This is a genomic window from Nocardia sp. NPDC001965 (genome assembly GCF_053594175.1).
Genome location: NZ_JBSFDZ010000008.1, coordinates 55,421 through 81,491 on the forward strand (window position 1 = coordinate 55,421; position 26,071 = coordinate 81,491).

Sequence of the window (26,071 nt, forward strand, 5' to 3'; positions counted from 1 at the left end):
GTCCAGGAGACGAAACCCAATGTCCGATGCCCCGAACACCCCTGATCCTGTTGTGCCCGAATCCCCCGCAGGCCAGGAGCCTACGAAATCGGCTGAGTCTGTCAAGGATCTCCCCGACTGGGCACAGAAGCTGATCAAGGACACCAACGCGGAGGCCGCGAGTCACCGTGTAGCGAAGACCGAGGCGATGGCTAACGCACGGACCCAGGTAGAAGCCGAGTTCGCCCAGCGGCTCACCGAGTCTGCAAGCACCATCCAGGGCCTCGAAGACAAACTCACGGTCACCAGCTTGGAACTCGAAAAGCTCCGAGCCACGGTCACCGCCAAGGTTCCTTCAGAGGCCGCTTTGGAATTCGCTTCGATCCTCCAGGGCACAACCCCTGAAGAGATCAAGTCGCATGCCGAGGCCGCGAAGAAACTCTTCGGGGCTGTCGAAGGCCGGGACCGCCCGGTCGATCCGACCCAGGGCACGGGCAATCCGATTCCTCTCAATGGCGACCCGGTTCTCGACGCGCTTACCCGCGCGCTCAAGCGCTGATCAGGTCCCACCTAACTAGGAGACACCCTAAATGGCGTACAACCCCGCCGTTAACGATTCCAAGCTGGCACAGACCGGCGATACGATGTTCCAGGGTTACCTGGAACCCGAAATGGCCAAGGATTACTTCGCTGAGGTCGAGAAGGTTTCGACTGTTCAGCAAATCGCTCGTAAGATCCCGATGGGTATTACCGGGCAGCATATCCCCCACTGGACTGGCGAGGTTTCTGCCTCGTGGCTGGGTGAGGCTGACGAAAAGCCCATCACCAAGGGTGATATGACCAAGCAGACCATCAAGCCGAACAAGATCGCTACGATCTTCGTTGCCTCGGCTGAGGTCGTGCGGGCTAACCCCGGCAACTACCTGACCACGATGCGTACCAAGGTCGGTACCGCTATCGCTATGGCGTTCGACGACGCGGTCATCAAGGGCCTGTCCACTCCGTTCGGTGCTTACGTGGGGCAGACCAACAAGGCGATCTCGCTGAGTGACCCGCTGGGCACCGGTGGTGACGGCTCGAACGCGTACACCGCGCTCAACGATGGTCTTCAGCTCCTGCTGGACGACGGCAAGAAATGGAACGGCACCCTCTTCGATGATGTTGCCGAACCGATCCTGAACGGTGCCGTGGACGCCTCGAAGCGTCCGCTGTTCATCGAAGCCACCTACCAGGACATCAATGCCCCGTTCCGGTCCGGCCGCGTGATCGGGCGTCCGACGTATCTGTCGGATCACATCGTCGATGGCTCGACCGTGGGCTTCATGGGTGACTTCTCCCAGATCGTCTGGGGTCAGATCGGTGGCCTGAGCTACGACGTCACCGATACCGCGACCCTGAACATGGGTACTGCGGAATCCCCGAACCTGGTGTCGCTGTGGCAGCACAACTTGGTTGCTGTCCGTGTTGAGGCCGAGTACGCGGTCCTGGTCAACGATCCTCAGGCGTTCGTGCGTCTGGTGCGTGGCCCGCTGGAACTGACCTACACCCTGAACTTCGGTGGGGCTACCGGTGGTACCGCTACTGTGTCTGTCGCCGGCCGTGGCCCGTCCGCGACCATCGCCTACAACGCTGCGGCGTCCGCGGTGAAGACCGCGATCGTGGGTATCGACGACGGCATCACCGCTGATGACGTGACCGTGACCGGTTCGGCGGGTGTCTACACCGTGACCGTCCCCGGCACCCTGAGCGTCAACGGCGCTTCGCTGACCGGTGGTTCGGGCGCGACCGCGGTTCTGGTCTGACTCTAACTTGACATATAACGGTCGGGGGCCGAAAACCCCCGGCCGTGTCAGAGGGGCTGAGGCATGACATACGCAACCGCAACCGACGTCACCAACCGGTATCCACGGGCACTGAGCCCGGAGGAAACCACGCTGGTCAACACCCGCCTTGCGGACGCTGAGCGGGAGATCCGCCGGAAGATCCCGGACCTCGACGACAAGATTGACGACGGAACCATCGACGTCGAAGACGTCAAAGAGGTTGAGGCCGAGGCGGTACTCCGGATTCTGAAGAACCCCGAAGGCTACGTCTCGGAGACGGACGGCTCGTACACGTACATGCTCGCCCAGGAGCTGGCCTCCGGCGTTCTGGAGATCACGCCGGCCGAGTGGAAGAAGCTCGGGGTCATCATCCGCCGCGGAATGTTCTTCATCGATCCCGATCCGGTGATCGCAGTATGAGCCTGCTGGATCGAGCCAACGAGCCGTGCACGGTGTTCCTTGAGGAATCCGTCACCGACGCGGACGGCAACACCCGAACCCGGGCTAGCGCTGACGGTATTCCGGCTTTCGGCCGGTTCCAGGTTCAGGGCCAGTCGGGCACCTCCGCTCGCAGGGCTGAGCAGGACAACGAAGGGTTCGAGACCGAAAAGGTTTACCGAGTCCGATTCGCCCGGCCGTTCCCGCACGCGCTCGGGGCTCAGTCCCAGATCGAATGGCGCGGAGAGCGCTGGGTCATCTTCGGGGATATCAGCCGGTACACCAACTCACGGCGCACAGCGCACGTCGACTACACGATTCGTAGGTACTGATGGCGGTCAAACTCATCGGTGATAAAGCCATGAACCGGGTTGTCTCGCACCATTCCAAGGTACAAGCCGCGATCACCGAAGAAACCGAAGAAGCAACCCGCCGCGGTGAAGCCCGGCTGGCCGCTCACCGGGAGACCGGTAACGCAGAGGTCAATTCCTCGTACGGCGAAACCGACGGATACGTGAATCTCGATGACCAGGCAGCAATGTCGATCGAGTTCGGTCATTTCGTCGGTGGCAAATACGAAACCGATGAGCCGAAATTCGTTCCGGGTCTGTACATCATCTCAGAGGCCACTGGCCTCCTCAGTTAGGAGGGTCTGTGCCGGCGCTCCCACGCGTCCAGGCGATCGTATTACCGATTCTCCGTGAGGCTATCCCAGGGGTCAAAATCGGTTCGTGGGTTGAGGATATCGACTTTCGAACGTTCCCGATGATCAACGTCCGCCGGCTCGGCGGTGCTCGAAACAAACAGCACCCGAAGAAGCTCGGATACCCGGTTATCGAAATGACCGCCTACGGGAACGAAGACCTGCCGACCACTGAGAGTTTGTACGACGAAGCCCTAGAGGCTCTCTACGACGCAGTCCGAACCCAGAAGCTCACGCCTGACGGGTACCTGCATTCGATCAACGAAAACATGGGCGCGACTCAGTTCAGCTCACTATTCCAGGACTCCTGGCGGGTCCAAGGGCTGATTCGACTGGGAATCAGGTCGCTTAATCCCTAAAGGAGATTCTGCCGAATGGCACTCAACGACAACGCGGTTATTACCGCGGCGGGTGGCTACGTCTTCGTCGCTGCCCCTGGCACTGCCGCGCCTACGCCGGCCGAGCTGGAACTCATCAACCCGGACACCTTCGGTGCACAGGTTCATACCCTGACCCTGACCGGTACCGCTTCGTCCGGCACCTTCTCGCTGACCTCGACCACCGAGACCGCGGATCTGCCGCACAACGCCACCGCAGAACAGGTCATGTCCGCGCTGGAGGCGCTGGCCTCGATCGGCGAAGGCAACATCTACGCCGAAGGCACCTTGGCAACCGGTATCAAGATCTCGCCTATCGCGGAGCTTCAGGGTCAGACGATCCCACTGTCCGTGGACGACTCGGCCCTTGTCGGGTCTTCGCCGGAGCTGGCTGTTTCGGTCACTGCCGCCCCGAACGGCTGGGTTTCGGTCGGACACACCTCCGCCGAGGATATGCCGGAATTTGGTTTTGAGGGCGGCGAGACCGAGGTTAAGCGGACCTGGCAGAAGAAAGCGCTCCGCGAGGTCGAGACCGAGCCACTGGCCGACTTCCTCACGATGTTCCTGCACCAGTTCGATACAAACTCGTTTTCGCTCTACTACGGCGAGAACGCCTCGGAAACCCCGGGCGTGTTCGGTGTCGAGGGTGAGACCGTGCAGTTCACCGAAAAGGCTTTGTTCATCCTGATCGTCGATGGTCCTCGCCGGGTCGGTTTCTACGCCCCGAAGTCCTCGATCCGCCGGGATGACTCGATCGGTCTGCCGATCGACGAGTTCGCGACTCTGCCGATTCGGGCGACGTTCGTCAAGCTCGGCGCTCGCCGGCTCTATGACTGGATCAGCGAGAAACTCTTCAGCTGATCCCCTGAACGGAGGGGCGGTTATTCCTGGCGGGCCTGCCGCCCCTCCTTTTTATTGGCCCGCTGACATACTTTGAAAGGCTCGCCGTGTCCAACTCGTATTCTCTCGATGATCTCCGCGCAGGTCTCGATAAGAAGTTCGCTCCGCTGCCATTGACCCTGAAAGACGGGTCCACTGCGGTCCTTCAGAACCTTCTTCGGCTCCCCTCGGGTGTTCGTAAAGAGGTTACTGACACTCTCAAGACGATCCGCAAAGACGAAGACGGAGAGTCGAAAGACTCTGACGAGATCCTCGCGGCTACTCAGAAGGTTATCGAGCTGGTCACCAAAGACCGCAAGGGCAAGAAGCTGGTCTCCGAGATCGGTGATGACCTGGCTCTGACCTCCGAGATTATCCGGATGTGGACGGAGGCTACCCAGCCGGGGGAAGCGCAGCCCTCGCACGGCTGATCGATCAGTACGGCGAGAAGATAGTCCCGGATCTGATGCGTGAGTATTCCGTTGATATCCGGGACGTGTTCGTCGAAGGATCTGGAGTTACCCCGAAGTGGCTCCTGACGCTGATTATCGGGCTGCCGTTGGGATCTGACACCAAGGCAGCTATGCGCGGGGGCTCACAGTTCGAGGGCTGGGACAAAGACCGGTATCTGATGGTCGGGGTGATCAACGCGGTTCGTGAGCTTACGAACAAGTTCATTCAGGCGAATACGCCGAAAGGCAAGACACCCAAACTCCTGGACCCGTTCCCGATTCCGCATGAGACGAGCACGAAAAAACAGCATAAGCCTGGGTCGTTCGCAGCGATTGCGCTCGGACACCTGAACCGGGCTAATCGGAAGGAATAACGTGGCCGGACCCGGAGGCAAGGAAGTCGGGCGGATTTCCGTCAAGGTGGTCCCCGACACCGACGGGTTCCGCCGCAAGCTCAAGCAAGACCTCGAAGCAGAGACCAACGGCCTCGAAGTAGAGGTCGGTATCGATCTGGAGCCCGGTGCAGTCCGGGAGCTGTCCCGGGACGCCCGGGATGCGGCTCGGGCGGCTGAGGCCGCCACAGACGATATAGAAACCGGGATGGACCTGGATGTCTCCGGGTTCCTCGCAGACGTCGAGATGGCGCTCCAGGCCGCAGAGCGCGCCCTCGCGAATATCGATTCCCAGATCGACGTGGACCAGGCCGAGTTCTTGGCCGGTATCGAAGTCATGGCGGACACCGCCGCGGCGATGCTCGACCGGATCGACGCAGGGTTCAACGTCAACGAAGGCGAGTTCCTAGCCAAGATCCAGGCAATGGCCCAGGCCGCGGAGTACGCGGTCCAGAACCTGGATGTAGAGCTGACCCCGCAGGCAGCGGGGTTCGTGGAAGCGGTACGGGGGCTTGTCGAATACGCCGAGCAGGCAGCCGGCGACATAGAGATAGACGTAGAAGCGAACACCGCGGGGCTGGTCGCTGAAGTCTCAGCCGCTGCCGCTGCCGCGGATGCTGCGGCCGGGGAAATAGAGATCGATGTCGACGTAAACGACAACGCATCGCGTACAGCCAACCGCATCTCAGACCGGTTCCGGAGTATGGCGTCCTCGGTCACCAGCTCGATCGGCAACATGACCTCCGGCCTCGGCCGGTTCGCGATGCGGTTCACGCGAGAGATCGCGCTTGTACTCGCGGTAGCTGCACTGATCCCGCCGGTTCTCGCCCTGGCCACCGGGGCAATCCTCGGGCTCCCGGCGCTGCTTGCCGGTGCCGGTATCGCAGCCGGCGCCGTGGCTCTCGGGTTCGACGGCATGAAAGAAGCCGCCTCGGTCCTGAAAGACGAGCTGGACTCGCTCAAGCAGGTGATGAACGACGTCACCAAGATCGAGTTCACTCCGCAGTTCGAACGTCTCGAATCAGTCTTCCCGATGCTCGAACGAGCGATGCCCAAGGTCACCTCGGGCCTCGCGGATTTCTTCGGTGGGTTCGTTGATGCGGTGACCTCCGACGCCGGTATGGCGAACATCGAGAACACGATCGAGAACGTGGGCTCCGCGTTGTCCACCGCTGCGGCGGGGGCTCGGGACCTCACCGAGGGCGTGCTCAACATGGTCTCCAAGGTCTCGGACAAGTTCCCGGGACTCGCGAACTTCTTCAACTCGTACGCCGAGCGGTTCGAGAACTGGATCAACTCGATCACGACCCCCGGTGTCGATGGTGAATCCGCGCTGGAGCGGATGCTCTCGAACTCGAAGAACATCCTGGAGTCGTTGTTCGACCTCTTCGGTCGCCTCGTCGACAAAGGCGGCGAGCTCCTCGCCGATGAAGAGTTCACCGAGAAAATGGCTGACTTCGTCGATGGATTCGGCGATTTCATCGAGAACACGCTCCCGGCGATGAAGTCGATGTTCGAAGACGTCGCAGACCTGGTGTCCGGGATCTCGGACACCTGGAGCCAGATCGAATGGGTAATCAACCCCACCGGTAAGGCTACCGACGAAATCGGTATGGAGAACGACGACAACACGTTCCTGCCGAATATCATGAAGTTCGGAGCGCTCGGGACATTCGAGACGCTGATCCGAGGATTCGACGACTTCAAGGAAAAAGGCGCGCTCGCGTTCCAGATCACGGGTCAGCGGTTCGCGGACTATGTGATCGCGCCGATCTACTCGTTCTTGATGATCGGGCTCCCTCAGTACATCGATAACATCAAAACCTGGTTCAGCGAAGCGTTTACCTCGATCGGCAACTGGGCCAAAGAGAACCTCAACCCGATGAACTGGTTCTCCGGTGTCGAAATCGATTGGTCCTGGTTGACCAACGGGGCAACCGGGGCGATGTTCGACATGAGGTCGATATTCTCGCTCGGATTCTCTGATCTCGGCACGATCTTTTCGGGGCTCCGAACCACGTTCGGTGCTGCGCTGGGGTCGCTGGGCTCGATCGCATCAACCGCGATGGGTCAGGTCGTCTCGGCTATCGGCAACGCCGGTACTCAGATGGTTGCCGAACTCGTCTCTGCCGGAGCATCGCTGATCGCTGAGGCTGCCTCGTGGGGCGGAAAGATCGCCTCCGCGGCCGGCTCGATGGGCACTGTCCTGGTAGCCGCTGGTAAGGCGCTGATGACCGGTCTCCTCGACGGTATCAAGCAGGGCCTCGCGGACGTTTTGTCGTTCGCCGCGGGTATCGCTTCGAAGATCGCCGCAGTGAAGGGCCCTCTGCCCAAGGACCGGAAAGAGCTGATCCCGCAGGGTGAAGCCCTGATGGAGGGTCTCGGTACCGGTATCGAGTCGGGGTTCGCCCCGATCCTGGATCGGGTCAAGGACATGGCGAGCCAGCTCGCCGGATCGTTCGATTCCGCGGTCAAGCCGATCGGGTCTCCGATCGACACCAAGCAGCTCGAAGAGGACATGCAGCGGCAGTCCGACATGATCGATCTCCAGACCGATCTGCTGGACCTCCAGGCACAGCGCCTGGAGCAGAAAGCCAAGTTCACCCCGGACAAGGATGAGAAGAAGCGGCTCCAAGAGCAGGCTTCCGCACTCCGTGATCAGGCCGACGTTCTGAACCTGGAACAGAAAGCCCGCGAGTTCGAACTCGAATGGGATGTGCAGCTCGACTCCGAGTTCAACATCGTCCCGAAAGTCGATACCGAGGCCCAGGGTCTCACGGTTATGGAGAAGCTCCAACGCGGCCTTGAGAAAGGCTGGGTCGGGGTATCCAACGCGGTCCGGGACATGGTCGATGAACTCGGTGAAGCGTTCGGCGCTGAAGACCTGAGCGGTCAGCTCGAAGAAATCGGAAAGTCCTCGGGCTTCAACGATATTCCGAAGGACTTCATCACCTCTACCGGGATGCAGTTCATGTCCGATCTCGGCGCCGGCGGTGGCGCTCTTACCGCGGCTGCCACCGAAGGGTCTACGTACATCTTCAATGTCGCGACCGCGGATGAAGCCGAAGCGGTGAGTAACCGCAAAAAGAACCGAGAACGGCTCGGTCGCACCAGGAGGTAAATTGGAAACCGCCGTTTGGCTCGAAGGAGTCAACGGCGAGGTGTTCACCCTCGCGGGACCCGACGAAGGCGACCGCGGGGTTTACCTGGCTCCGGACATGGAGGGTTTGTACGACCCTCCGATCAAAGTGGTTTACGAGGAGCCCGGCAACTGGCCGGGCGCTCGCTACCTCTCACACCGGATTCTTCGCAGGGACATCACGTTCCACGTCGAGATCCTGAACGACAAATCCGATTCGTGGTTGTCGCGGGATTCGCAGTGGAAGAAGGCGTGGGCCCCGGATCGCGACTGCAAGCTGTATGTCGAGACCGAAGAGTCCGGGGTCCGGTACCTGAAGCTCCGCCTGGCGGAACAGATGGACATCTCGCTCGAATACGACCCCAACGGAAACTCGGTCAACCTCTGCGGCGTCACCGCGATTGCGGGTGACCCGTTCTGGTACGGGGAAAACGAGATCCACACCGCGGTCACTCAGACCGATACGACCGGGGTCACGAACATCTTCCACCCGACTACGGGTGCCCCGACTATCAACCCCGCCGCGGAGACCCTCGAAATCGAGGTCGACTACCGCAACGGGTACGTCAACCCCACAGACCAGTACGTCTTCCCGAAGTGGGTCCTGCCGGCCCCGGCTCGGTGGGTGATCCCGGATTACGACTTCGAGGACGCCGAGCTGGCGAACCGCCGGGTGGTTATGCCCACGCTGGTTACGGGTGAGGACTCGTACGTAGATACAGACCCTCGGGTCGAACAAGTCATTGCGGAGAACGACGCGCCTGTCTGGGCGCGGATGAACGCGGTCCGGTTCCGGCATCCGTTCCCTCCGTACACCGAATCGAAAACGTTCGAGATCTCGGTAGTCGGATGCGCCGCGGGTCAAATGATCGCGCTGGAAATCCCGAGGCCGTGGTCGCGGCCTTGGGGGCTTGAATGATCTCAACAATCGTCGATGTCAACCGGGTAAGGGATAAAGCCCTTGCCCGGCGGGCAGCGTGGGAGAAAGCGCGGCTCAAGCCCGCGCTGATTCAGTTTTTCGACGGGAACTATACGTTCCGTGGAGAAGTAGCCGGTGAACGAGCCGGCGGGTTCACGTTCGAAGAGAACGAGACCGGAACCGCGCATGTAAAGATGCCGCTGGACCATTACCTCGCTAAGTGGGTAATGGACTTCAAGGGACGTGCCAAGCGCAACGTCCACGTCGTCTTCGAAAAGCAAGGCGCCCGCTGGTCCGGGTTCATGGACAACTACAAGATTGTCCGAACCAAGGCCGGGGACCGGTTTCTCGAAATCAACTTCAAGCACGATTACGAACACCTCAAGCATATCTATTGCTGGGCCAACCCGTTCTTGCCTGCGGAATTCCAGTTCCCCAAGGTGTGGATGCTTTTCGGTCCCGCTAAATGGTGCTTGTCCCTGACCCTGCTGGTGAACCTGGCACGAATCGAGAATTCGTGGTGGGGATTCGCAGATGACCCGATGGACCAGGATATCCCAGGGATATCCACATGGCGCCACGCGGTTAAACCGTTCTCGTTCTTTGACGACAACTCGAACGTCACCACGGTCTTCTCGCGGTTCAAGTCGTTCCACGATGTAGCTAAACGCGCTCTGGCCGATGCCCAGCTGATGGTCGAGTGCCGGCGGTACCTGCCGCACCTCGGAGACGAGCAGCCTTGGCCCGGTGCGAACCTGCGTCCGGGCTGCCTGGTCTGGGAGATCGTCGACAAGTCCGGGTGGAAGACCCAGACATCGTTCGGTGGCAATTTGCTGACCGGGCTGGAGCGGTCGTACGTCTCGATCGCCTCTGACGGCTTCACCGAGGGCATCAACGTCATCACCGGTGACCCGACTTTCCCGGACGAGTATTACATCCCAGGATGGCAGGGAACACGACCTTCGGCACCCTGGGTCGTATTCGAAGAGGGCATATACACCGGTATCGAATCGTCGGAGTTCTCGTATTACGAAGCCACCGACACCCGAGCTATTGCCGGAGGGCATTCAGCCCCTGGCGTGAACGAGGGTATCTCGGCGGTCATCAACGCCGTATTTGACGCGATTGCTGCCGCGGTGGTAATTCCCCCCGCTGGCGGTACCGTGGACGCGATACTGCGTCCGCTGTATACGGATGTCATCCTGGCGTTTATGTGGCACGGATTCAACGACCGTGCCGAAGAACTCGGGGATTTCCACCTATTCGAGGGATGGGCCGAAGGTTCCGACCGAGCGTACACGCTCGGAGCGGTTATCGCCCTACGCGCTAAACGATGGCAAACCCGGCAGCGGACAGCGCACTCGATAAAAGTCTCTGACGCAGCACCGTACCGGCTCGGAGCTAATGGCCACGGGCATATCTGGCTGGGTGATAGGTGCGCTACCTCGGTTCTTGGATGGCCGGTTCCTAACCAGCTGTTCGTCGAGCGGATAACCAAGATTTCATACGAATGGGACGAGGACGGCCCTAAAGGCTGGCAGCTCGAAATCGGTTATCGCGAACCCGAAGATCCGATGCTGAAACTCTTCGAGGAAATCCAGGAGCTTATGTCCGCGCTCCACGACCTCGGACTCGTCTAAGAAAGGCTCGCCACCTTGATCCCCACCCAGGAAACATACGACTGGGACGACCCTGAAGAACGCGTGGTCTGGGCGCTCCGGAACCTGCCGAACGTAGGCGGGGTCGCCCAGATCGTTCACCCGTCGATTCTGCGGGCGTGGTCCAAGCACATTGACGAACTCGCGTTCATACACGTCGATCGCCTCAAGGCGATGGCCAACGAGGACGGGTTCATCCACGTCAGCCAGCTCCCGGAGCAGCAGAAGGAATTCCACCCCGCGGTACGCGGTCCTCGGCACGACTACAACCCGGGCGCGCAGTGGGTAGCCGCAGGCACCCCCAAGCCGGAACCGACTGTCTTGCCGGACATTACCCAACTCACGGCACAAGAAAACGAAGCGATGATCGCGCAGTACTACGCCCACGGGTACATCCCGCGGCCGGGGGACGGACGCGACTCAGCTCAGGAACTCAACTGAGGAGACCCATGCCCGAAACCGAGCCCAAACCGCCTGAGCCGGCTGTCGTCAGAGGTTTCCTGGTGGCCCTGCTGGGCCTGATCGGTGCAGTCGTAGGTAAGCAGCTCGACGCATCTTGGATCGACGACTTCCTCACCGTGTACATGGTCGTCGCCCCCCTTGGTCTGGCCTGGTGGATCAGGCGTCACGTGACGCCGTTCAAGCGAGGTTCCGAGTGAACCTGCCTGTTGACGCCCCTCAGTATCTGGTCGTCCTGGCGATTCTGGCGCCGATCCTCGGCACTTGGATTACGGCCCGCGGTCAGCGCCGGCAGAACGGCGTGATCGCAGAGGTTCGAGAACAAGTAGCCAACACCCACACGACCAACCTCCGCGAAGACCTCGACGCGATTCACGAAGACGTCCGAGGGATTCGGACCGATGTCCGGGATGTCCGTGGAGAAGTCCGAGAAGTCCGGACCCGAGTCAGTGACGTAGAGACCACGGTCCGAGCACACCTGGCGGGGTGACACATGACCTCACCAGGACAGCCGGCCCCCGATGGCGCTTACGTCATCGGAGGTGGCACGTACAAGTACGGCCAGGATCTCAACCAGACCATCGCGTATTCGATGATGACCGGCGGCACCGCAGCCAAGATCGGTGCCGCCCAAGGCATACACAAGACCGAGGTCGCTGATCGGATCGACCTGACATACGCGGTAGCCCTTGAGGCTCAGGGATCAGCAGACCAAGCGGTGACCGAGGCGGAAGCCGCGGCGAACGCTGCGGCTGTGTCACAGGCCACCGCGGCTGCGTTGTACAACGCGGCTACCTACTGGGAGTCCGAGTTCGTAGCCGCCTCCGCGGCGGTGGTCCTCGGAGTCAACGAACTTCTGATCGGGCTGTGCCAGAACGTTCCGCTCGGGCTGGAACGACGGGTTACTGACCTGCACGTAGCGTTCCTCACCCAGCCGGGCGGCCTCACGTTCGAGCTGAAGAAAATGAACGCAGCCGGCACCAGCTCCGAAGTCCTGGACACGTACACGCTGACCTCGAATCAGACCCGCGCCAACTGGTCGAACCTGGATTTCGAGATGTTCACGCGCGAGCGGCTGTTCATCAACGTCACCTCTGTTGTGGGCTCGGTCGCCCCGGTGGTGTTCCAGATTCTCGCGTTCGGGGTCCTCTACGACCCCGCGCTTCAGCCTGACGACTAAGGACCCGCCATGAAGGAATTCGAGATCATCTCCAACGGCCAGGTGATGGCCGACCATGTCCGGATCGCACCGGACTTCGAGGCTGCGATCGACGATCTGTTCGACTCCCGGGTGTTCGATGTAGACACACCCGCGGCGGCGATACCACTGATCATAGAGGCCAAGCGCCGGCTCCACGACGAGCCCGAGAACTACCGGGCGTTGCTGACGTCCAGCAACGGCATGGGTATGCGGAAGATCCGCAACACCCTGGAGACGATTCATCAGCTGTTGATCATCTACCCCGACGCCACGATCAGTGGTCCGGTGGAGCCGTATGTTCCTCCTGCGTCGTAATCTCCCGCTCGCCTGGGCCGGCTGGTACGACGACTTCACCGCGTACGGAGTGACCTCGCTCCGGCAACCGTGGAAACACCTCGGGGACGGCGTCGTAGCCGATTACAACGCCCTGGGCGAACTGCATATCCCCGCCAATTACTTCACCAACAACGGTGGTGGAGAGTCGTATGAGTTCCAGCCGTTCACCCCGAATTGGGGCTTGGAGTTCGAAGTCTGGTGGCCTGTAGAGGGCCTCGCCGCTCAAAGCTTCACATGCTTCATTACGGACTCCTGGGCACGGGTCGGCGCGCTGTTCCAAAACCTGGTCGGTATACAGCTCCGGCACACCGACGTCGGTGGCGACACGATCGGGATCAACGGATACGCCAACATCATCGGATTCAACGACCACGAAGGCCAGTGGGCGCAGACCGCGTTCAAGGGTAAGTACACCACTGTCCGGATCTGGGTCGAGAACGATGAATTCATCCGGCTTTGGGTCGACGGGGTGCTCACCGGCACCTTCCAGCTGACTAACCCCACCTACAAGCTTGGACCGGACCGCCGCTGTGTCCGGTTCCTGAACGCAGCGCTTTGCGACTGCTGGATGCGGTGGATCGATCACTACGACCGTACTCCGTCGATTCCACCGAAGACCGTGTGGTCCCAGGTTCACTACGACAACTTCGACGGCCGCTCCGGAAACCAGGACGGCGTCAACGGGTGGACCCAGCTCGGAACGAACGCCGGCGTCGTCGATGACGCGTGGTCGACTATCAACACCGTCAACGGTGGCCGAGCGCTGCTCTGGGACACCGGGAACACCTCGGGGAAAGTCCGGATCGAAGCCACGGTGAAATCCGTGGCGACCGGCGTGTACCAGGGTCTGGTTCTCGGAACCAACGCAGCAGGAACAACCGGGCTCATCGCCCGTGTCCGTAACGGTGACCTGATCCTCGGCTACTTCACTACCGCGCTGTCCAACGACCAGCCTACGTGGGGTTCGTTCCGGAACGTCGCATCCGGGCTGTCCGCCGGATCGAAGGTTGCTTTAACGATGCACAATGGCATGGTCTGGATCGAAGTCGACGGAGTTCCGAAGCTGTACGCGGTTTCCGACACCTACGTTTCGCAGACGCGTGCGGGTCTCTGGGTATCCCGAATCTCCGGCGCCAACTCCGGCGCCTGGGACGATGTTCGGATCTACTCTGGTGTGTGACTAACCCCCTCCTTCGGGAGGGGGTTTCGTCGTTTATCCAGTTATCTGATCGAGAAGATCCTTGCCGGTCAGCCCCTCGCCCAGTGCCCGGTCCAGGTCGATCTTCAGACTCCAGTCGTTGGGAGCCCTGACCACGAGCCGGACCCCGGCGTCCACGAGAAGCGTCCTTCGCTCCTCCGGGGCGGATGTAGGCCAGACCTCACCGTAGGTCTTATCGGTCTCTACCTCGGCCCATCCGGCCTTGATGACAGGAAGCTCCGACAGCGCATCGCGCCGGGCGACGAGCGATTTCATCTGGGTCCTGAACATCTCCTGATCAGCGTCGGTAGTGAACAGCCCCATCGCCCGGTCTTCACGGAGAGACTCGATGGTCTTCACGACCTGATCCAGCTCATGCGAATGGTCGCTACCGTTGCGCCATACCCGCTGCATGATCCGGCGGCCGGCGTGGACTTCGAGAAACCCCTCCTCGACCAGGGTCTCAGCCTGGTCCGCGATGATCGAGACGCCGGGGCACGGCCGCGGCGAGTTACCGCACACGAAGTACCGGTGCGTGACGCCTCCGGGCGTCGTCTGGGACCTCTGGCGCAGGTTCTTGGTGCAGTAGTAGCACTTCCCGACACCGAGCATCGGGTTCAGCGAATGCCTACGCTCCCGCGGGTTCTGGGTCCGGGAGCTGACCTCGTCCTGAATCCTGGCCCAGGTTTCCGAGTCGAACGACGGAGGCCCGACCATGACCGGAGACCCCTCGATATCGAGTACCGGCTTGTCTCCGGCCATCTTCACGCCCTGTGTCGCCGGGCTGGTGAGTATCGCTTTGACTCTGCGGGTGGTCCATCGGGTGCCCTTGGACGGCTTCCCGGCCCTGACCCGTACCCAGTCCTGCGGGGACAACGTCTCCGCGGTGTTCAGGTCCGCGGCGATCCGGGTGAGCGAGTGATCCGACAACAGTCGGTTGGCTATCTCGTGCAGGATCTTTTGGGCGTCCAGATCATGCGCCAGCGACTTGCCCTCTCCGGAGCGGTGATCGACCACCGCGAACCCGAACGGGGGTATTCCGTAGCCCCATCGGTCGGTACCCCGGAGGTACCCGACACGGTCTTGAGCCCGCTGGAGAAACCTCCGGCCCTCCATTTCGGCGAAGAATGATGCCATGAACAGAAACATCCGTGACATCATCGCGGTCATCGGGTCTTGCTTTTCCTCGGGCGTGTAGAAATCGATCCGGATTCCGTCATCGACGAGAACCAAGATCTTTCGATTCTCTTTCGCCCACTTGGTCAATTCGAACGAGTCATCCGCTCGGCGAAACACTCGGTCGGTTTTTGCGAATATAAGTACATCGAACTCGTGGCGGCGATCGGTGAGCCACTGCTTCAGGTCAGGCCGTTCCCACGGCCCTAGCTTGATCGCTGAGACGTCCAGATCCTCTACGAGTCCGACCACGTCCCAGGACTGAGCCACGGCTAGGGAGACGCCTTTATCGGTCTGTGTGTGGTGCGAGGTCTTCTCGGCGCCTTGGACGTGCGAGACCCGGGCGGCTACGACCGCGCGCAGGCCAGACAAGGTATCGGTCATGTACCGAGTGTATCCAAGTATTGGTAGAAGGGCACCGGAATGCAGATCCGGTCGGCTTCGGTGTAGTGGCACAGCTCCCCGACCAGGAAGCCGTTGTTCAGAATATTGTGGTGCGACAGTGTCGCGCCCTTGGGGAACCCGGTAGTGCCCGAGGTGTACTGGATGTTGATCGGGTCGTCGGCCGAGAGCTCGGTCCCCCGCAAGGCGGCCGGGTCGAAGGTTCTCCCGGTTTCCGACAGGGAATTCCATATCGGGCCGCCGATGATCGCCACCTGCTCCAACCGGGGACACCCGGGTCGTACTTCTTCGATCATGGCGGCGTAATCGGAGGTCTTGAACTGCCGCGCCGCCACCAGCAGGCGGACACCTGCCCGGTTCAACACGAATTCCAGCTCGGACGTCCGGTAGGCCGGATTGATGTTCACCAGGATCGCGCCGATTTTCGCGGTCGCGTATTGGGTGAACACCCACTCCGCGCAGTTCGGTGCCCAGATGCCGACCCGGTCCCCGACCCGGATCCCCAGCTCCAGCAGACCGGAGGCCAGCGAATCCACTGCCGCGGCCAGTTCGGTGTACGTCCACCGCCGACCCGTCGCGCACTCCACCAGCGCTTCGTGATCCCCGAATAGCGCAACAGTACGGTCGAAATTCGCACCGATCGTGTCCCCCGACAACGGCACCTCGGAAATACCCGACGAGTAGCTCGCTAGTTTGCTCATACGAACCATCGTGGGCCGGTCGGCCGCTCCGCGGCTACCTCCGAAGGAAGGTAGCAGTGCTGCCCGGCCACCGCGGGACTGTCCGGCCCGGGGCAGTTCACCGCGGCCGCCCGGCGAGTGGGAGCGTGTTCACGGCGCCGCGATCGTCACCCGGCTGCCGATCTCCCGGCCGATCCGGACCAGCAACTGCCGGGTCAGTTCGGGGTCGCCGGCCGTATCCCGGTCGGTGTAGTCGCCGAGCGAGTAGATATCGGTGAATCCCGCCGGACCCTGCTCGTCTCGGGACAGGGTGTTCCGGCCGCCGACCGCGACGACGGGAACGGGATTGGACCGGCGAGCCACCACCGCAGGCAGTTTGCCGTGCACGGTCTGCTGATCGATACTTCCCTCCCCGGTGACCACGAGCCCGGCACGGGTCAGGTGCCGGTCGAAGTCCAGCAGGTCCAGAAAGTACTCGGCACCCGACACCATGGTGCCGCCGAGCAGGAGAGCGGCGAAGCCGATTCCGCCCGCGCTGCCCGCACCGGCGGCCGCCGCGGCCGCCGGTGCGGCCGGGTGGCCGCTGCGGGCGAACGCCCGGACGAGGTTGTGCAAACCGGCGTCGAGGAACCCCACTTCGGCGCGGGTCGCCCCCTTCTGCGGCCCGTACACCGCCGCCGCACCGTCGGGCCCGGTCAGCGGGTTGGTGACATCGCCGGCGATCACGATCTCCACCCCGGTCGTGCGCACCGCCCGCGACGAATCGACGGTGTGGACATCTCCCAGACTCCGTCCACACGGCCGCAGCGGTTTTCCGGTCGCATCGGCGAAGCCGAAGCCGAGCGCCGCGAGCAGTCCCATCCCGCCGTCGGTACTGGCACTGCCACCGAGAGCGAACACCAATCGGCGCGGCCGGTACCGCAGTGCTTGCGCGGCGGCCTGTCCCACACCGAGGCTGCTCGCATCCAGCGGTAGGGCGCGGCCCTTCGGCAGGGTGGTGAGGCCGCAGGTGCCCGCGACCTCGACCACCGCCGTACCGTCCCCGACAGCGATCCGCCCGTATCTCGGATCTCCCGCTGCCCCGGTCACCGCCACCCGATGCGGTGCGAACCCGGCCGCCACCGCGGCGTCGACGCTCCCGTCACCACCGTCGGCCAGCGGCAACCTGTCGCCGGCGACCCCGGCGGCCGCCAAGCCCTCCACCAGCCGGTCGGCCACCTCGGCCGCGGCGAGGCTTCCTTTGAACTTGTCCGGGGCGACCAGAACCCGCACGCGGTCGACTCCTCTCGGTGCGAAGGGTGAGGCCGGGTGTCAGTCCGCCGGCGCTACCGAGCCGAGTAGATCCCGTACCCGGTTGGCGACCCGGATGAACTCCGGCGTCTCCATCGTCGTGGCGTAATCCCGGTGCGCGGGCAGGTCGACCTCGAGCTCTTCGATGATCCTGCCCGGCCGCGGGCTCATCACGACCACCCGGTTGGCGAGGTATACGGCCTCGGCCACCGAATGGGTGACCAGCAGAACGGTTGTGCCCGTCTCCCGCCAGATCCGGTGCAGCTCGACGTTCATCCTTTCCCTGGTGAGCGCGTCGAGTGCGCCGAACGGCTCGTCCATCAGCAGCACTTCCGGTTCGTGCAGCAGGGCCCGGCACAGTGAAACGCGTTGCTGCATACCGCCGGAGAGTTCGTGCGGCAGGGCGTTCTCGAACCCGCCGAGTCCGGTCATCTCGATGAGACGGTCGCATTCGGCCGCGGCCGACCGTTTGTTCATACCGCGCATCTCGGCCTGCAGCAGGATGTTCTTGCGGACGGTCCGCCATTCCAGCAGCGCGGCACGCTGGAATACGTAGCCGATATTGCGCTGCGGGCCACGCACGGGGGCGGCGCCGAGCCGGACGCTGCCCCCGCTCGCGTCGGTGAGCCCGGCGACGACTTTCAGCAGTGTCGATTTACCGCAGCCGGACGGGCCGACTATCGAGACGAATTCGCCCCGGCGGACCCGCAGATCGACATCGTGCAGTGCGGTGACCTCGCCGCGTTTCGACGAGAACCGTACGGTCAGATCGGCTACGGCGACCGCGGTATCGGGGCGGGCGATGGTATCGGTGGATGTGCTCATATGTTCACCTGCTCCGGTCACGGCTTGCTCGTGGGTGTGAACTTCGAATCCCAGTACTTGGCCGGGTCCTCGGCTCGGTCGAGGAGCTTCGCACTGCTGAGGACGTCCACGGTGGCGCGCCAATCCGCTTCGGAATTGGTTCCCGGTGCCTTACCCGCGGTCTCCGGTGTGCTGAGCAGCGGAATGGTCTGCTGCCACTGCTGGAGCAGTACCTCCTGCGGCGGCAACTGCGGATCCTTGCCTTCCATCGCGGCAACCGCCGCTTCCGGATTCGCCACCGCGGCGGCGAAGGCCTCACTCGTCGCATCCACCATGGCCTGTACCAGCTCGGGTGAGGATTCGATGGTGGCCTCGTTCGCGATCAGCCCGTTGCTGAAGAAGCTCAGGCCCTGATCCGAATACCGCAGGTAGCGGACTTCCCGGCCGCTCTTGTTCGCGATGGTGGGGCCCTGGTCGTGGGCGAAGCCGATGAGCCCGTCGACCCGGCCCGAGAGCATTGCCGACATCTTGCCCGCCGAGTCGAGGCTCTGCTGGGTCACCTGGTCCGCGGGCACGCCGGCCTTGTCGAGATAGACCGGGAAGGTCGTGGTCGGTGCGTCACCCGCGGATACGGCAATGGTCTTACCCGCCAGATCGGCGGGTGTCCGGATATCCGAATCGGCGAAGACCTGCACTGCCGAGGGCGTGGTCTGCAGGAAGACGCCGACGCTCTTGATCTGGACGCCCTTGTCGATATTGCTCAGGACGGCCGGCGTGTCGGCCCAGCCGAAGTCGGTCTGCTTCGAACCGGTGGCCTGCGCGGTCTTGGTCGAACCCTGCCCGGCCGAGATCTTCAGATCGATCCCGTGCTTCGCGAAGATACCCTCCTGCACCCCGTAGTAGAACGGGGCGTGTTCGCCGTAGGGGTACCAGTTGAGCATCAGCGATACCGGGGTGGTCGCGCCGTCGGTGCCGGGATCCTTCGCGGCCGTGCCACCGCCGCCGCAGCCGGTCAATACCAGGGCCGAGGCCACCGCCGCGGCGCCGATCGTCGTGAGTGTGCGAATTCCGAATTTCATGCGAGTTCTCCAGCTGTGACCCGGATACGGGTTGTTCGACATGCTCATACCGCGCCGGCGACCGAGGCCGTGGATCGACGGGAGGCGTGCCAGGGAATGAGGAACTGCTCGGCGATCTCGATGATCGCGAACAGGATGATGCCCAGGAGGGACATGATGATGAGGGCGGCGAACAGCATGGCTGTATCGATATTTCCGTTGGCTTGCAGAATCACGTAGCCGAGCCCCTCGTTCGCGCCGACGAACTCACCGACGACAGCGCCGGTGACCGCGAGGGTGGCGGCGATCTTGAGACCGGACAGCAACTGCGGCAGCGATGCCGGGAAACGTACCTTCACGAACGTCTTCCAATTGCTCGCTCCCATGGTGGAGGTGAGCTCGAGTATCTCGGGATCCACCGAGCGCAGCCCGGCCATACCGGCGATGACGATCGGGAAGAATGCCATCAGTACCGCGACCAGGATCTTGGGGCTGGTGCCGAATCCGAGCCAGACGATGAACAGCGGCGCGATCGCGATTTTGGGGATGACCTGCGCGAAGAGGATGAGCGGATACATCGTCCGCTCGACACCGCGTGAGTAGATCATCACCAGCGCGACGACTTCGCCGATCAGTGCGGCGATCACGAAGCCGACCACCGTTTCGTAGGTCGTGACCCAGGTGTTCTGGAGCAGATACGCCGAGTTTTCGGCCGCGGTGCGCCAGGTATCCGCGGGCGACGGCAGAATGTAGGGCTCGACGAGCTCGAACTCGGTGACGGCCCACCATGCGACGACGAGCACGGCCACCAGGGCGAGCGGCCGCCATACGGTCGACCACATATTGGACAGATATGAGAGCTTCCGGCGCCGAGTGCGGACGGGTTGCGTCGCCTTCGGTGCGGCGGAACCGGCCTCGACGGACGTGACTACCGCCATCTGGAGTCCTAAAGCTAGTAGTGGAGCGGGGTTCGCACTACACCCGCTGGGAATGCGCTTTCCGAAGCTGGGACCGAGGCTAGTGTGACCGGACCCACAGCGTCAAGGGTTTTCCGATCATCGCAGGTCAGAGCTGCCGCGCAACGCTACTGTCGCGCAGGATCACCCGGCCGGGCACGAATTCGTGGATATGCGCGGCCGTCGCGGCGTCGTCGAGCGCGAGCGCGACGGCACGCTCGCCGATATCGACCAGCGACAGCGCCACCGTCGAAAGACCGGGCACATGGTCGCGCAGCGTCGGGATATCGTCGAATCCGGCGATACAGATATCGTCGGGGACCGCGAGACCGAGCTCCCGCCACGCCGCGATCGCCCCGATCGCCATTACGTCGGTTACGGCGAAAACGCAGGGTGCGACCCCTCCGGCTCGGCCGGGCCGGAGATCCAGCGCGGCGGCGAGACGGCGGGCGGCACCGAAACCGCCGTCCCGGGAGAAGTCTCCGGCGATCTCCACCAGGGGCGTCACCCCCCGGGCCGCGAGAGCTTCGACGAAACCGTTGCGCCGGTCGACAGCGGTCCTGATATTGCCCGGCCCGCCGATGACGGCGAAATCCCGATGCCCCTGCTCCAGCAGGGCATCCGCCAACTGCGCCGACGCCGCGTGGTTCTCCGGTTCCACGGCAGCACCGAAGGACAGCGGCTGCCCTATCACGACAACCTGGCCGCCATTGTCCAGATACCGCACGCACTCCTTCTCGAGATCGCGGTCGAGATCACCGCTCTGGCGTGAGCCCGCCAGGATGATCGCATCGGCGCGGTGCGAGATGAAGGTGCTCACCGATTCGCGCTCCAGATCGAAATCGCGTTGCGTACTCGCCAGCAGGACGAGCTTGCCCGCCCGGCGCGCCGCCGCCTGGACGCCCTGCACGATCGAGGAGAAATAGGGATCGGCGATATCGTGCACAACGAGTCCGATGAGTCCGGTCGACGCCCGCGCGAGAGCCTGGGCCTGGGCATTCGCCACATACCCGAGTTCGGCGGCGGCGGCCCGAACCCGGTCGGCGACACCTTCACCGGGCACCCGCGACGAACCGTTGAGCACGCGGGACGCGGTCGCCATGGAAACGCCCGCCCGGGTCGCGACGTCTTGCAATCTCACAGCCGCCATGGCTTCGTTCCTCGTTCTCTCGGTACGCGGGGGTTGACCGGACTTCGCGCCTAGCATAGCTTGGAAAGCGCATTCCGACGCTGACTTGTCCACTCGACGTATGCGGTTCCGTCCGCACCGTCCACGACCCATTCTGCGGTCGTCGGCCACGCAAATCAGAAGAGGCACATACCAATGCCCGATTCCACTCCCCCGCGCACGCTCCGCATCGCCATGAACGGCGTCACCGGCCGCATGGGCTACCGCCAGCACCTGATGCGATCGATCCTGCCGATCCGCGACAGCGGTGGGCTGCTGCTCCCGGACGGCACCCGCGTCCGGGTGGAGCCGATCCTGGTCGGCCGCAATGCCGCCAAACTCGCCGAACTCGCCGAACAACACGGCATCGCCGAATGGAGCACCGACGCCGCTGCCGTTATCGCCGATCCGTCCATCGATATCTACTTCGACGCGCAGGTCACCTCACGTCGCGCGGAGGCACTCGCGGCGGCGATGAAGGCGGGCAAACACGTCTTCACCGAGAAGCCGACCGCGGAAACACTGACCGAGGCAGTCGAGCTCGCCCGGGTGGCCACGAACGCCGGTGTCACCGCGGGAGTCGTGCACGACAAGCTCTATCTGCCCGGCCTGGTGAAGTTGCGCCGACTGGTCGACGAAGGCTTCTTCGGCCGGATCCTCTCCCTGCGTGGCGAATTCGGCTACTGGGTCTTCGAAGGCGACGGCCAGCCCGCCCAGCGACCCAGCTGGAACTACCGGTCCGAAGACGGCGGCGGCATCGTCGTCGATATGTTCTGCCACTGGAACTATGTGCTCGAAGGCCTGCTGGGCAAGGTCGAGGCGGTCACCGCGAAGGCGACGACCCATATCCCCACCCGATGGGACGAACGGGGGAAGCCGTATCCGGCCACCGCCGACGACGCCGCCTACGGGATCTTCGAGATGGAGAACGGCGTGGTCGCGCAGATCAACTCCTCATGGGCGGTGCGCGTGTACCGCGACGAGCTCGTCGAGTTCCAGATCGACGGAACCCACGGCTCCGCGGTCGCCGGCCTACGCAAATGCGTTGCGCAGCATCGCTCGCACACACCGAAACCGGTCTGGAATCCAGACCTCCCGGTCACCGAGCCGTTCCGTGATCAATGGCTGGAAGTGCCCGCGAACGCGGATCTGGACAACGGATTCAAATTGCAGTGGGAGGAGTTCCTCACCGACGTGGTGCACGAACGGCCCCATCGCTACGGACTGCTCTCCGCCGCCCGCGGCGTCCAGCTGGCCGAACTGGGTCTGCGCAGCTCCGCCGAAGGCCGCCGGATCGAGATCCCGGAGGTCACGCTGTGACCGCGACGTCCACGGGTGTCTCGGTGGTACTGCCGGTCGGCGACCGCCTCGAACCGTATGTTCTCGGTCCGCCGGGCGACTGGACCCGCCCGGCCGGGCCGATCGTCTCCCGGGTGGCTTTCGCTGCCGCGCACGTGATCCCGCGCGCCACGGCGGACAACACGCCCGGCGCGCCCGCGGCCGTCGATTGGGACGCGACCCTGGCATACCGGCACGAATTGTGGTCCTACGGGCTCGGTGTCGCCGACGCCATGGACACCGCGCAGCGCGGCATGGGCCTCGACTGGCAGACGAGCGCGGAGTTGATCCGGCGGTCCGGCGCCGAGGCGGCGTCGGCCGGTGGCAGGCTGGCCTGTGGCGCCGGAACCGATCAGCTCGACCCGGCCGGACTACCCGCCGGATCGGCCGGGCTGGCCAGGATCGTCGATGCCTATCGTGAACAGATCGATGTGGTGTCCGAGGCCGGAGCGCAGGTGATCCTGATGGCCTCGCGGGCACTCGTGCAGGTCGCTCGTTCGGCCGCCGACTACGTTCACGTCTACGAGAAATTACTGGCCGGGGTGGATCGACCGGTGATCCTGCACTGGCTCGGCACCATGTTCGATCCGGCGCTGCACGGATATTGGGGCAGTGCCGATATCGAAACCGCCACCGAGACATTCCGCACGCTCATCGAGAACAACAGATCGAAGATCGACGGGGTCAAGGTCTCACTGCTCGACGCGGCACACGAGATAGCACTGCGACGCGCGCTACCCGACGGGGTGCGACTGTACACCGGCGACGATTTCAACTATCCCGAGTTGGTCATCGGTGACGCGCAGGGCCATTCGGATGCACTGCTGGGTATCTTCGCGGCGATCTACCCGGCGGCGTCCACCGCGCTACAGCAACTCGACAGCGGCAATGTGACGGGTGCGGCGACGATCCTGGGCGCCACCCAGGAGCTCGGCCGGCATATTTTCGCCGCGCCGACGTACTACTACAAGACGGGTATCGCGTTCCTGTCCTGGCTCAACGGTCGGCAACCGGGCTTCTCGATGGTGGCCGGGCTGTCCACGGGCCGATCCGTACCGCATATGGCCGAATTGTTCCGGCTGGCGGACCGGGCGGGACTGCTGGCCGACCCGGAACTGGCCGCGCACCGCATGCGGATCTACCTCGAACTGAACGGATTGCCTTCATGACATCGGTTGCGGCACAGCATATGCCATTCGATCTGAGCGATCCGTACCGGTCGCTGTCACTGAATACGGCGACCACGAAAAGGTGGACCCTCGCCGAGGCGGTGGACGGCGCTGCCCGCGCGGGACTCGGCGCGATCGGACTGTGGCGCGATCGGGTCGACGAGATCGGTGTCGCCACCGCGGCCAAGATCGTCGCCGACGCGGGGTTGCGGGTGTCCAGCCTGTGCCGCGGCGGCTTCCTGACCGAACCCGGTACCGGGCAGACGGCACTCGACGACAACCGCCGCGCCATCGACGACGCGGCGACACTGGCCACCCGGGAACTGGTGATGGTGGTGGGCGGGATACCCGACCGGAACCTGCTCGCCGCGCGGGCGCGGGTGGACGAGCGACTCGCCGTACTGGTCCCGTACGCGGCCGAGCGCGGTGTCCGCCTCGCCCTGGAGCCGCTGCACCCGATGTTCTGCGCCGACCGCGCGGTGATTTCCACACTGGCACAGGCATTGTCGATGGCCCAGCCGTATCCGGCGCGGACGGTGGGTGTCGTGGTCGACACCTTTCATACCTGGTGGGATCCGACCCTGGCCGAACAGATCGCACAGGCCGGTGCGTCCGGACGGATCAGCTCGTATCAGGTGTGCGACTGGCTGAACCCGATGACCACCGATCCGCTGCTGTCACGGGGCATGATGGGCGACGGTGTCGTCGACTTCGCGACGATCGGCGAATGGGTTCGCACCGCCGGTTACCGCGGCGATGTCGAGGTAGAGATCTTCAATGCCGCTATATGGGCGGCCGACGGCCGGGAAGTGGTCGAGACGATGAAACAGCGGTACCGGGACCTGGTCCTGCCCTCTCTCGTGGATCGCACCGGATAGGTGACCGGCCCGGGACCGGCGGTCCCGGGCCGCTATCGACCGATCAGCCCGCCAGCTTCGTACGCAGCGCGTCGAGGGTGGCGGCGTCGACACCGAGGCCGCTGCCGACGAAGTTCTCCATCGAACCGAACGACTGCCGGGCCTGATCGAACGCGGCGTTCAGGAAGTCGCGGTGGACGCCGAGAACGGGCTCCCACAGCGTCGGATCCTCGACCAGCCCCTGCTGGACCAGGCCGTCCATCAACGCCTTGTTCCCGGCGGCCAGATTGTCGTTCGAGCGCAGGTAGTCCTGATAGATCTGCCCCTCGGGCACGCCGAGCACGGACATGAGTATCGCGGTCATCCAACCGGTGCGGTCCTTGCCGGCGGTGCAGTGGTACAGCACCGCGCCGGGTTCGGTGGCGATATCTCGCAGCGCTGCCGCGAACTGGGCACGGGAGGCCGCGTCGGTGACGAGCCAGCGGTAATAGTTCCGCATGTACTCGGCGCCCTTACCGTCGCCGAGGGCGCTCTGCTGCGCCTGCGGGCCGCCGGCGATCAGCTTGTTCATCAGCACATAGAGATCGTTCTGCGCGTCGTACACCGGATATTCGGTGCGCCGGATACCCGCCGGAAGCCGGTCCTGCCCCTGCGACACCTCGGTCGGGCTACGGAAATCGATCACCTGGGCGATACCCAGATCCACCAGTTTCTGCTGTTCACCGGCATCCAGTTTCGTGAGGGCGTCGGCACGATAGACGACACCGAACCGCACCTTGTTCCCGCCCCGCATCGGGTACCCACCGATATCGCGGGCATTGGGCGCGTGCGGCAAACTCAGCGCCCGGTCCGCTTTTCCGGGTGACTCCAGCACCGGAACCTGCGGCCCGGCCTGCGCCGGGGCGAGCGTGAGCGGCAGGACACCGACGAGGACAGCGGCAGAGGCGGCGAATACACCGCGCGCGGTAAGTGAGAACGTCACCGGGTATTTCCTTTCGAGCGTGAACCGGGCCGGCCCAGAGGGTTCCGGCAACGAACGGCACCGGACACTGCCCGCCGGGCGAGCGCGGCGCGCCCGGTCACCGGCCGGGCAGTGATGCCAACCACACCGTAGGGACACCCGGCGGCCCCCGATCCCGGTCTTCCCGATCAGCGGGAGCGAAGCCCACGGCCCCTCTTTCCCGGCGACAACGCTCCTCCAGCAGCTGCCGAGCGGGCCG

28 protein-coding genes and 1 pseudogene are annotated in these 26,071 nt (G+C 63.4%); 21 read left to right on the forward strand and 8 right to left on the reverse strand.

Annotated elements, in window-relative coordinates; all coding sequences use genetic code 11:
* Positions 1 to 19 precede the first annotated feature (19 nt).
* The 18 genes from ACWCPQ_RS14595 to ACWCPQ_RS14680 all read left to right on the forward strand — a co-directional run bounded on the left by ACWCPQ_RS14595 (position 20) and on the right by ACWCPQ_RS14680 (position 13,935).
* Positions 20 to 538 (forward strand): hypothetical protein, encoded by a 519-nt coding sequence (locus ACWCPQ_RS14595; protein ID WP_449898604.1) that lies wholly within the window; start codon positions 20 to 22, stop codon positions 536 to 538.
* Positions 539 to 569: 31 nt separating this feature from the next.
* Complete coding sequence (locus ACWCPQ_RS14600) at positions 570 to 1,781, forward strand: phage major capsid protein (protein WP_449898606.1); 1,212 nt, start codon at positions 570 to 572, stop codon at positions 1,779 to 1,781.
* Between the two features lie 63 nt (positions 1,782 to 1,844).
* On the forward strand, positions 1,845 to 2,222 hold the full coding sequence (locus ACWCPQ_RS14605; RefSeq protein ID WP_449898608.1) for a Gp19/Gp15/Gp42 family protein: 378 nt from the start codon (positions 1,845 to 1,847) through the stop codon (positions 2,220 to 2,222).
* Positions 2,219 to 2,572 carry a hypothetical protein gene (locus tag ACWCPQ_RS14610; RefSeq protein WP_449898610.1) on the forward strand — a complete coding sequence of 118 codons (354 nt, stop codon included), beginning with the start codon at positions 2,219 to 2,221 and terminating at the stop codon, positions 2,570 to 2,572. Before ACWCPQ_RS14605 ends, ACWCPQ_RS14610 begins: the two co-directional genes overlap by 4 nt.
* Positions 2,572 to 2,886: a DUF5403 family protein gene (locus ACWCPQ_RS14615; protein ID WP_449898611.1), complete on the forward strand. Its 315-nt coding sequence runs from the start codon at positions 2,572 to 2,574 to the stop codon at positions 2,884 to 2,886. Before ACWCPQ_RS14610 ends, ACWCPQ_RS14615 begins: the two co-directional genes overlap by 1 nt.
* An 8-nt stretch (positions 2,887 to 2,894) precedes the next feature.
* Complete coding sequence (locus tag ACWCPQ_RS14620; RefSeq protein WP_449898613.1) at positions 2,895 to 3,302, forward strand: hypothetical protein; 408 nt, start codon at positions 2,895 to 2,897, stop codon at positions 3,300 to 3,302.
* Positions 3,303 to 3,317: 15 nt separating this feature from the next.
* Positions 3,318 to 4,181: a phage tail tube protein gene (locus ACWCPQ_RS14625; protein WP_449898615.1), complete on the forward strand. Its 864-nt coding sequence runs from the start codon at positions 3,318 to 3,320 to the stop codon at positions 4,179 to 4,181.
* Positions 4,182 to 4,267: 86 nt separating this feature from the next.
* The gene (locus ACWCPQ_RS14630) at positions 4,268 to 4,630 is read left to right on the forward strand and encodes a phage tail assembly protein (protein WP_449898617.1); all 363 of its coding nucleotides are present in this window, start codon (positions 4,268 to 4,270) and stop codon (positions 4,628 to 4,630) included.
* Positions 4,582 to 5,025, forward strand: a complete 444-nt coding sequence (locus tag ACWCPQ_RS14635) for a hypothetical protein (RefSeq protein ID WP_449898619.1) — start codon at positions 4,582 to 4,584, stop codon at positions 5,023 to 5,025. The genes ACWCPQ_RS14630 and ACWCPQ_RS14635 overlap by 49 nt, the downstream gene beginning before the upstream one ends.
* Position 5,026: 1 nt before the next feature.
* Positions 5,027 to 8,164: a hypothetical protein gene (locus ACWCPQ_RS14640; RefSeq protein ID WP_449898621.1), complete on the forward strand. Its 3,138-nt coding sequence runs from the start codon at positions 5,027 to 5,029 to the stop codon at positions 8,162 to 8,164.
* A 1-nt stretch (position 8,165) separates the two neighbouring features.
* Positions 8,166 to 9,101, forward strand: coding sequence for a phage tail protein (locus tag ACWCPQ_RS14645; RefSeq protein ID WP_449898624.1), 936 nt, complete (start codon positions 8,166 to 8,168; stop codon positions 9,099 to 9,101).
* Positions 9,098 to 10,741: a Gp37-like protein gene (locus ACWCPQ_RS14650; RefSeq protein ID WP_449898627.1), complete on the forward strand. Its 1,644-nt coding sequence runs from the start codon at positions 9,098 to 9,100 to the stop codon at positions 10,739 to 10,741. The genes ACWCPQ_RS14645 and ACWCPQ_RS14650 overlap by 4 nt, the downstream gene beginning before the upstream one ends.
* A gap of 15 nt (positions 10,742 to 10,756) precedes the next feature.
* Positions 10,757 to 11,200 (forward strand): phage gene 29 protein family protein, encoded by a 444-nt coding sequence (locus ACWCPQ_RS14655; protein ID WP_449898630.1) that lies wholly within the window; start codon positions 10,757 to 10,759, stop codon positions 11,198 to 11,200.
* A gap of 8 nt (positions 11,201 to 11,208) precedes the next feature.
* Positions 11,209 to 11,418, forward strand: coding sequence for a hypothetical protein (locus ACWCPQ_RS14660; protein WP_449898633.1), 210 nt, complete (start codon positions 11,209 to 11,211; stop codon positions 11,416 to 11,418).
* Positions 11,415 to 11,708, forward strand: coding sequence for a DUF2746 domain-containing protein (locus ACWCPQ_RS14665; RefSeq protein ID WP_449898636.1), 294 nt, complete (start codon positions 11,415 to 11,417; stop codon positions 11,706 to 11,708). Before ACWCPQ_RS14660 ends, ACWCPQ_RS14665 begins: the two co-directional genes overlap by 4 nt.
* Before the next feature lie 3 nt (positions 11,709 to 11,711).
* Entirely contained in the window at positions 11,712 to 12,398 is a 687-nt protein-coding gene (locus ACWCPQ_RS14670; RefSeq protein WP_449898639.1) for a hypothetical protein, read from the forward strand.
* A 9-nt stretch (positions 12,399 to 12,407) separates the two neighbouring features.
* Positions 12,408 to 12,734 carry a hypothetical protein gene (locus ACWCPQ_RS14675; protein ID WP_449898641.1) on the forward strand — a complete coding sequence of 109 codons (327 nt, stop codon included), beginning with the start codon at positions 12,408 to 12,410 and terminating at the stop codon, positions 12,732 to 12,734.
* Entirely contained in the window at positions 12,715 to 13,935 is a 1,221-nt protein-coding gene (locus ACWCPQ_RS14680) for a hypothetical protein (protein ID WP_449898643.1), read from the forward strand. Before ACWCPQ_RS14675 ends, ACWCPQ_RS14680 begins: the two co-directional genes overlap by 20 nt.
* Positions 13,936 to 13,968: 33 nt before the next feature.
* Here the strand turns inward: ACWCPQ_RS14680 and ACWCPQ_RS14685 are convergent, their stop codons facing one another.
* The 7 genes and pseudogenes from ACWCPQ_RS14685 to ACWCPQ_RS14715 all read right to left on the reverse strand — a co-directional run bounded on the left by ACWCPQ_RS14685 (position 13,969) and on the right by ACWCPQ_RS14715 (position 21,469).
* A complete protein-coding gene (locus ACWCPQ_RS14685) occupies positions 13,969 to 15,513 on the reverse strand; it encodes a recombinase family protein (protein WP_449898645.1) in 1,545 nt (514 codons plus the stop codon).
* Positions 15,514 to 15,536: 23 nt separating this feature from the next.
* Positions 15,537 to 16,232, reverse strand: a pseudogene (locus tag ACWCPQ_RS14690) (AMP-binding protein); the annotation flags it as partial.
* 129 nt (positions 16,233 to 16,361) lie between these two features.
* Complete coding sequence (locus tag ACWCPQ_RS14695; RefSeq protein WP_449898646.1) at positions 16,362 to 17,483, reverse strand: glycerate kinase; 1,122 nt, start codon at positions 17,481 to 17,483, stop codon at positions 16,362 to 16,364.
* Between the two features lie 39 nt (positions 17,484 to 17,522).
* Positions 17,523 to 18,326, reverse strand: coding sequence for an ABC transporter ATP-binding protein (locus tag ACWCPQ_RS14700; protein WP_449898648.1), 804 nt, complete (start codon positions 18,324 to 18,326; stop codon positions 17,523 to 17,525).
* Positions 18,327 to 18,343: 17 nt separating this feature from the next.
* Positions 18,344 to 19,384: an ABC transporter substrate-binding protein gene (locus tag ACWCPQ_RS14705; RefSeq protein ID WP_449898650.1), complete on the reverse strand. Its 1,041-nt coding sequence runs from the start codon at positions 19,382 to 19,384 to the stop codon at positions 18,344 to 18,346.
* A gap of 44 nt (positions 19,385 to 19,428) precedes the next feature.
* The gene (locus tag ACWCPQ_RS14710) at positions 19,429 to 20,301 is read right to left on the reverse strand and encodes an ABC transporter permease (RefSeq protein WP_449898652.1); all 873 of its coding nucleotides are present in this window, start codon (positions 20,299 to 20,301) and stop codon (positions 19,429 to 19,431) included.
* 127 nt (positions 20,302 to 20,428) lie between these two features.
* Positions 20,429 to 21,469 (reverse strand): LacI family DNA-binding transcriptional regulator, encoded by a 1,041-nt coding sequence (locus ACWCPQ_RS14715; RefSeq protein WP_449898654.1) that lies wholly within the window; start codon positions 21,467 to 21,469, stop codon positions 20,429 to 20,431.
* A gap of 174 nt (positions 21,470 to 21,643) precedes the next feature.
* Between ACWCPQ_RS14715 and ACWCPQ_RS14720 the strand changes: the two genes are divergently transcribed.
* The 3 genes from ACWCPQ_RS14720 to ACWCPQ_RS14730 are packed head-to-tail and all read left to right on the forward strand — an operon-like array spanning position 21,644 to position 24,872.
* Positions 21,644 to 22,807, forward strand: a complete 1,164-nt coding sequence (locus ACWCPQ_RS14720; RefSeq protein ID WP_449898655.1) for a Gfo/Idh/MocA family protein — start codon at positions 21,644 to 21,646, stop codon at positions 22,805 to 22,807.
* A complete protein-coding gene (locus tag ACWCPQ_RS14725; RefSeq protein WP_449898658.1) occupies positions 22,804 to 23,994 on the forward strand; it encodes a dihydrodipicolinate synthase family protein in 1,191 nt (396 codons plus the stop codon). The genes ACWCPQ_RS14720 and ACWCPQ_RS14725 overlap by 4 nt, the downstream gene beginning before the upstream one ends.
* On the forward strand, positions 23,991 to 24,872 hold the full coding sequence (locus ACWCPQ_RS14730; RefSeq protein ID WP_449898660.1) for a sugar phosphate isomerase/epimerase family protein: 882 nt from the start codon (positions 23,991 to 23,993) through the stop codon (positions 24,870 to 24,872). Before ACWCPQ_RS14725 ends, ACWCPQ_RS14730 begins: the two co-directional genes overlap by 4 nt.
* A 43-nt stretch (positions 24,873 to 24,915) precedes the next feature.
* Here ACWCPQ_RS14730 and ACWCPQ_RS14735 read toward each other — a convergent pair whose 3' ends face one another.
* Positions 24,916 to 25,833 carry a tyrosine-protein phosphatase gene (locus tag ACWCPQ_RS14735; RefSeq protein WP_449898662.1) on the reverse strand — a complete coding sequence of 306 codons (918 nt, stop codon included), beginning with the start codon at positions 25,831 to 25,833 and terminating at the stop codon, positions 24,916 to 24,918.
* Positions 25,834 to 26,071 lie beyond the last annotated feature (238 nt).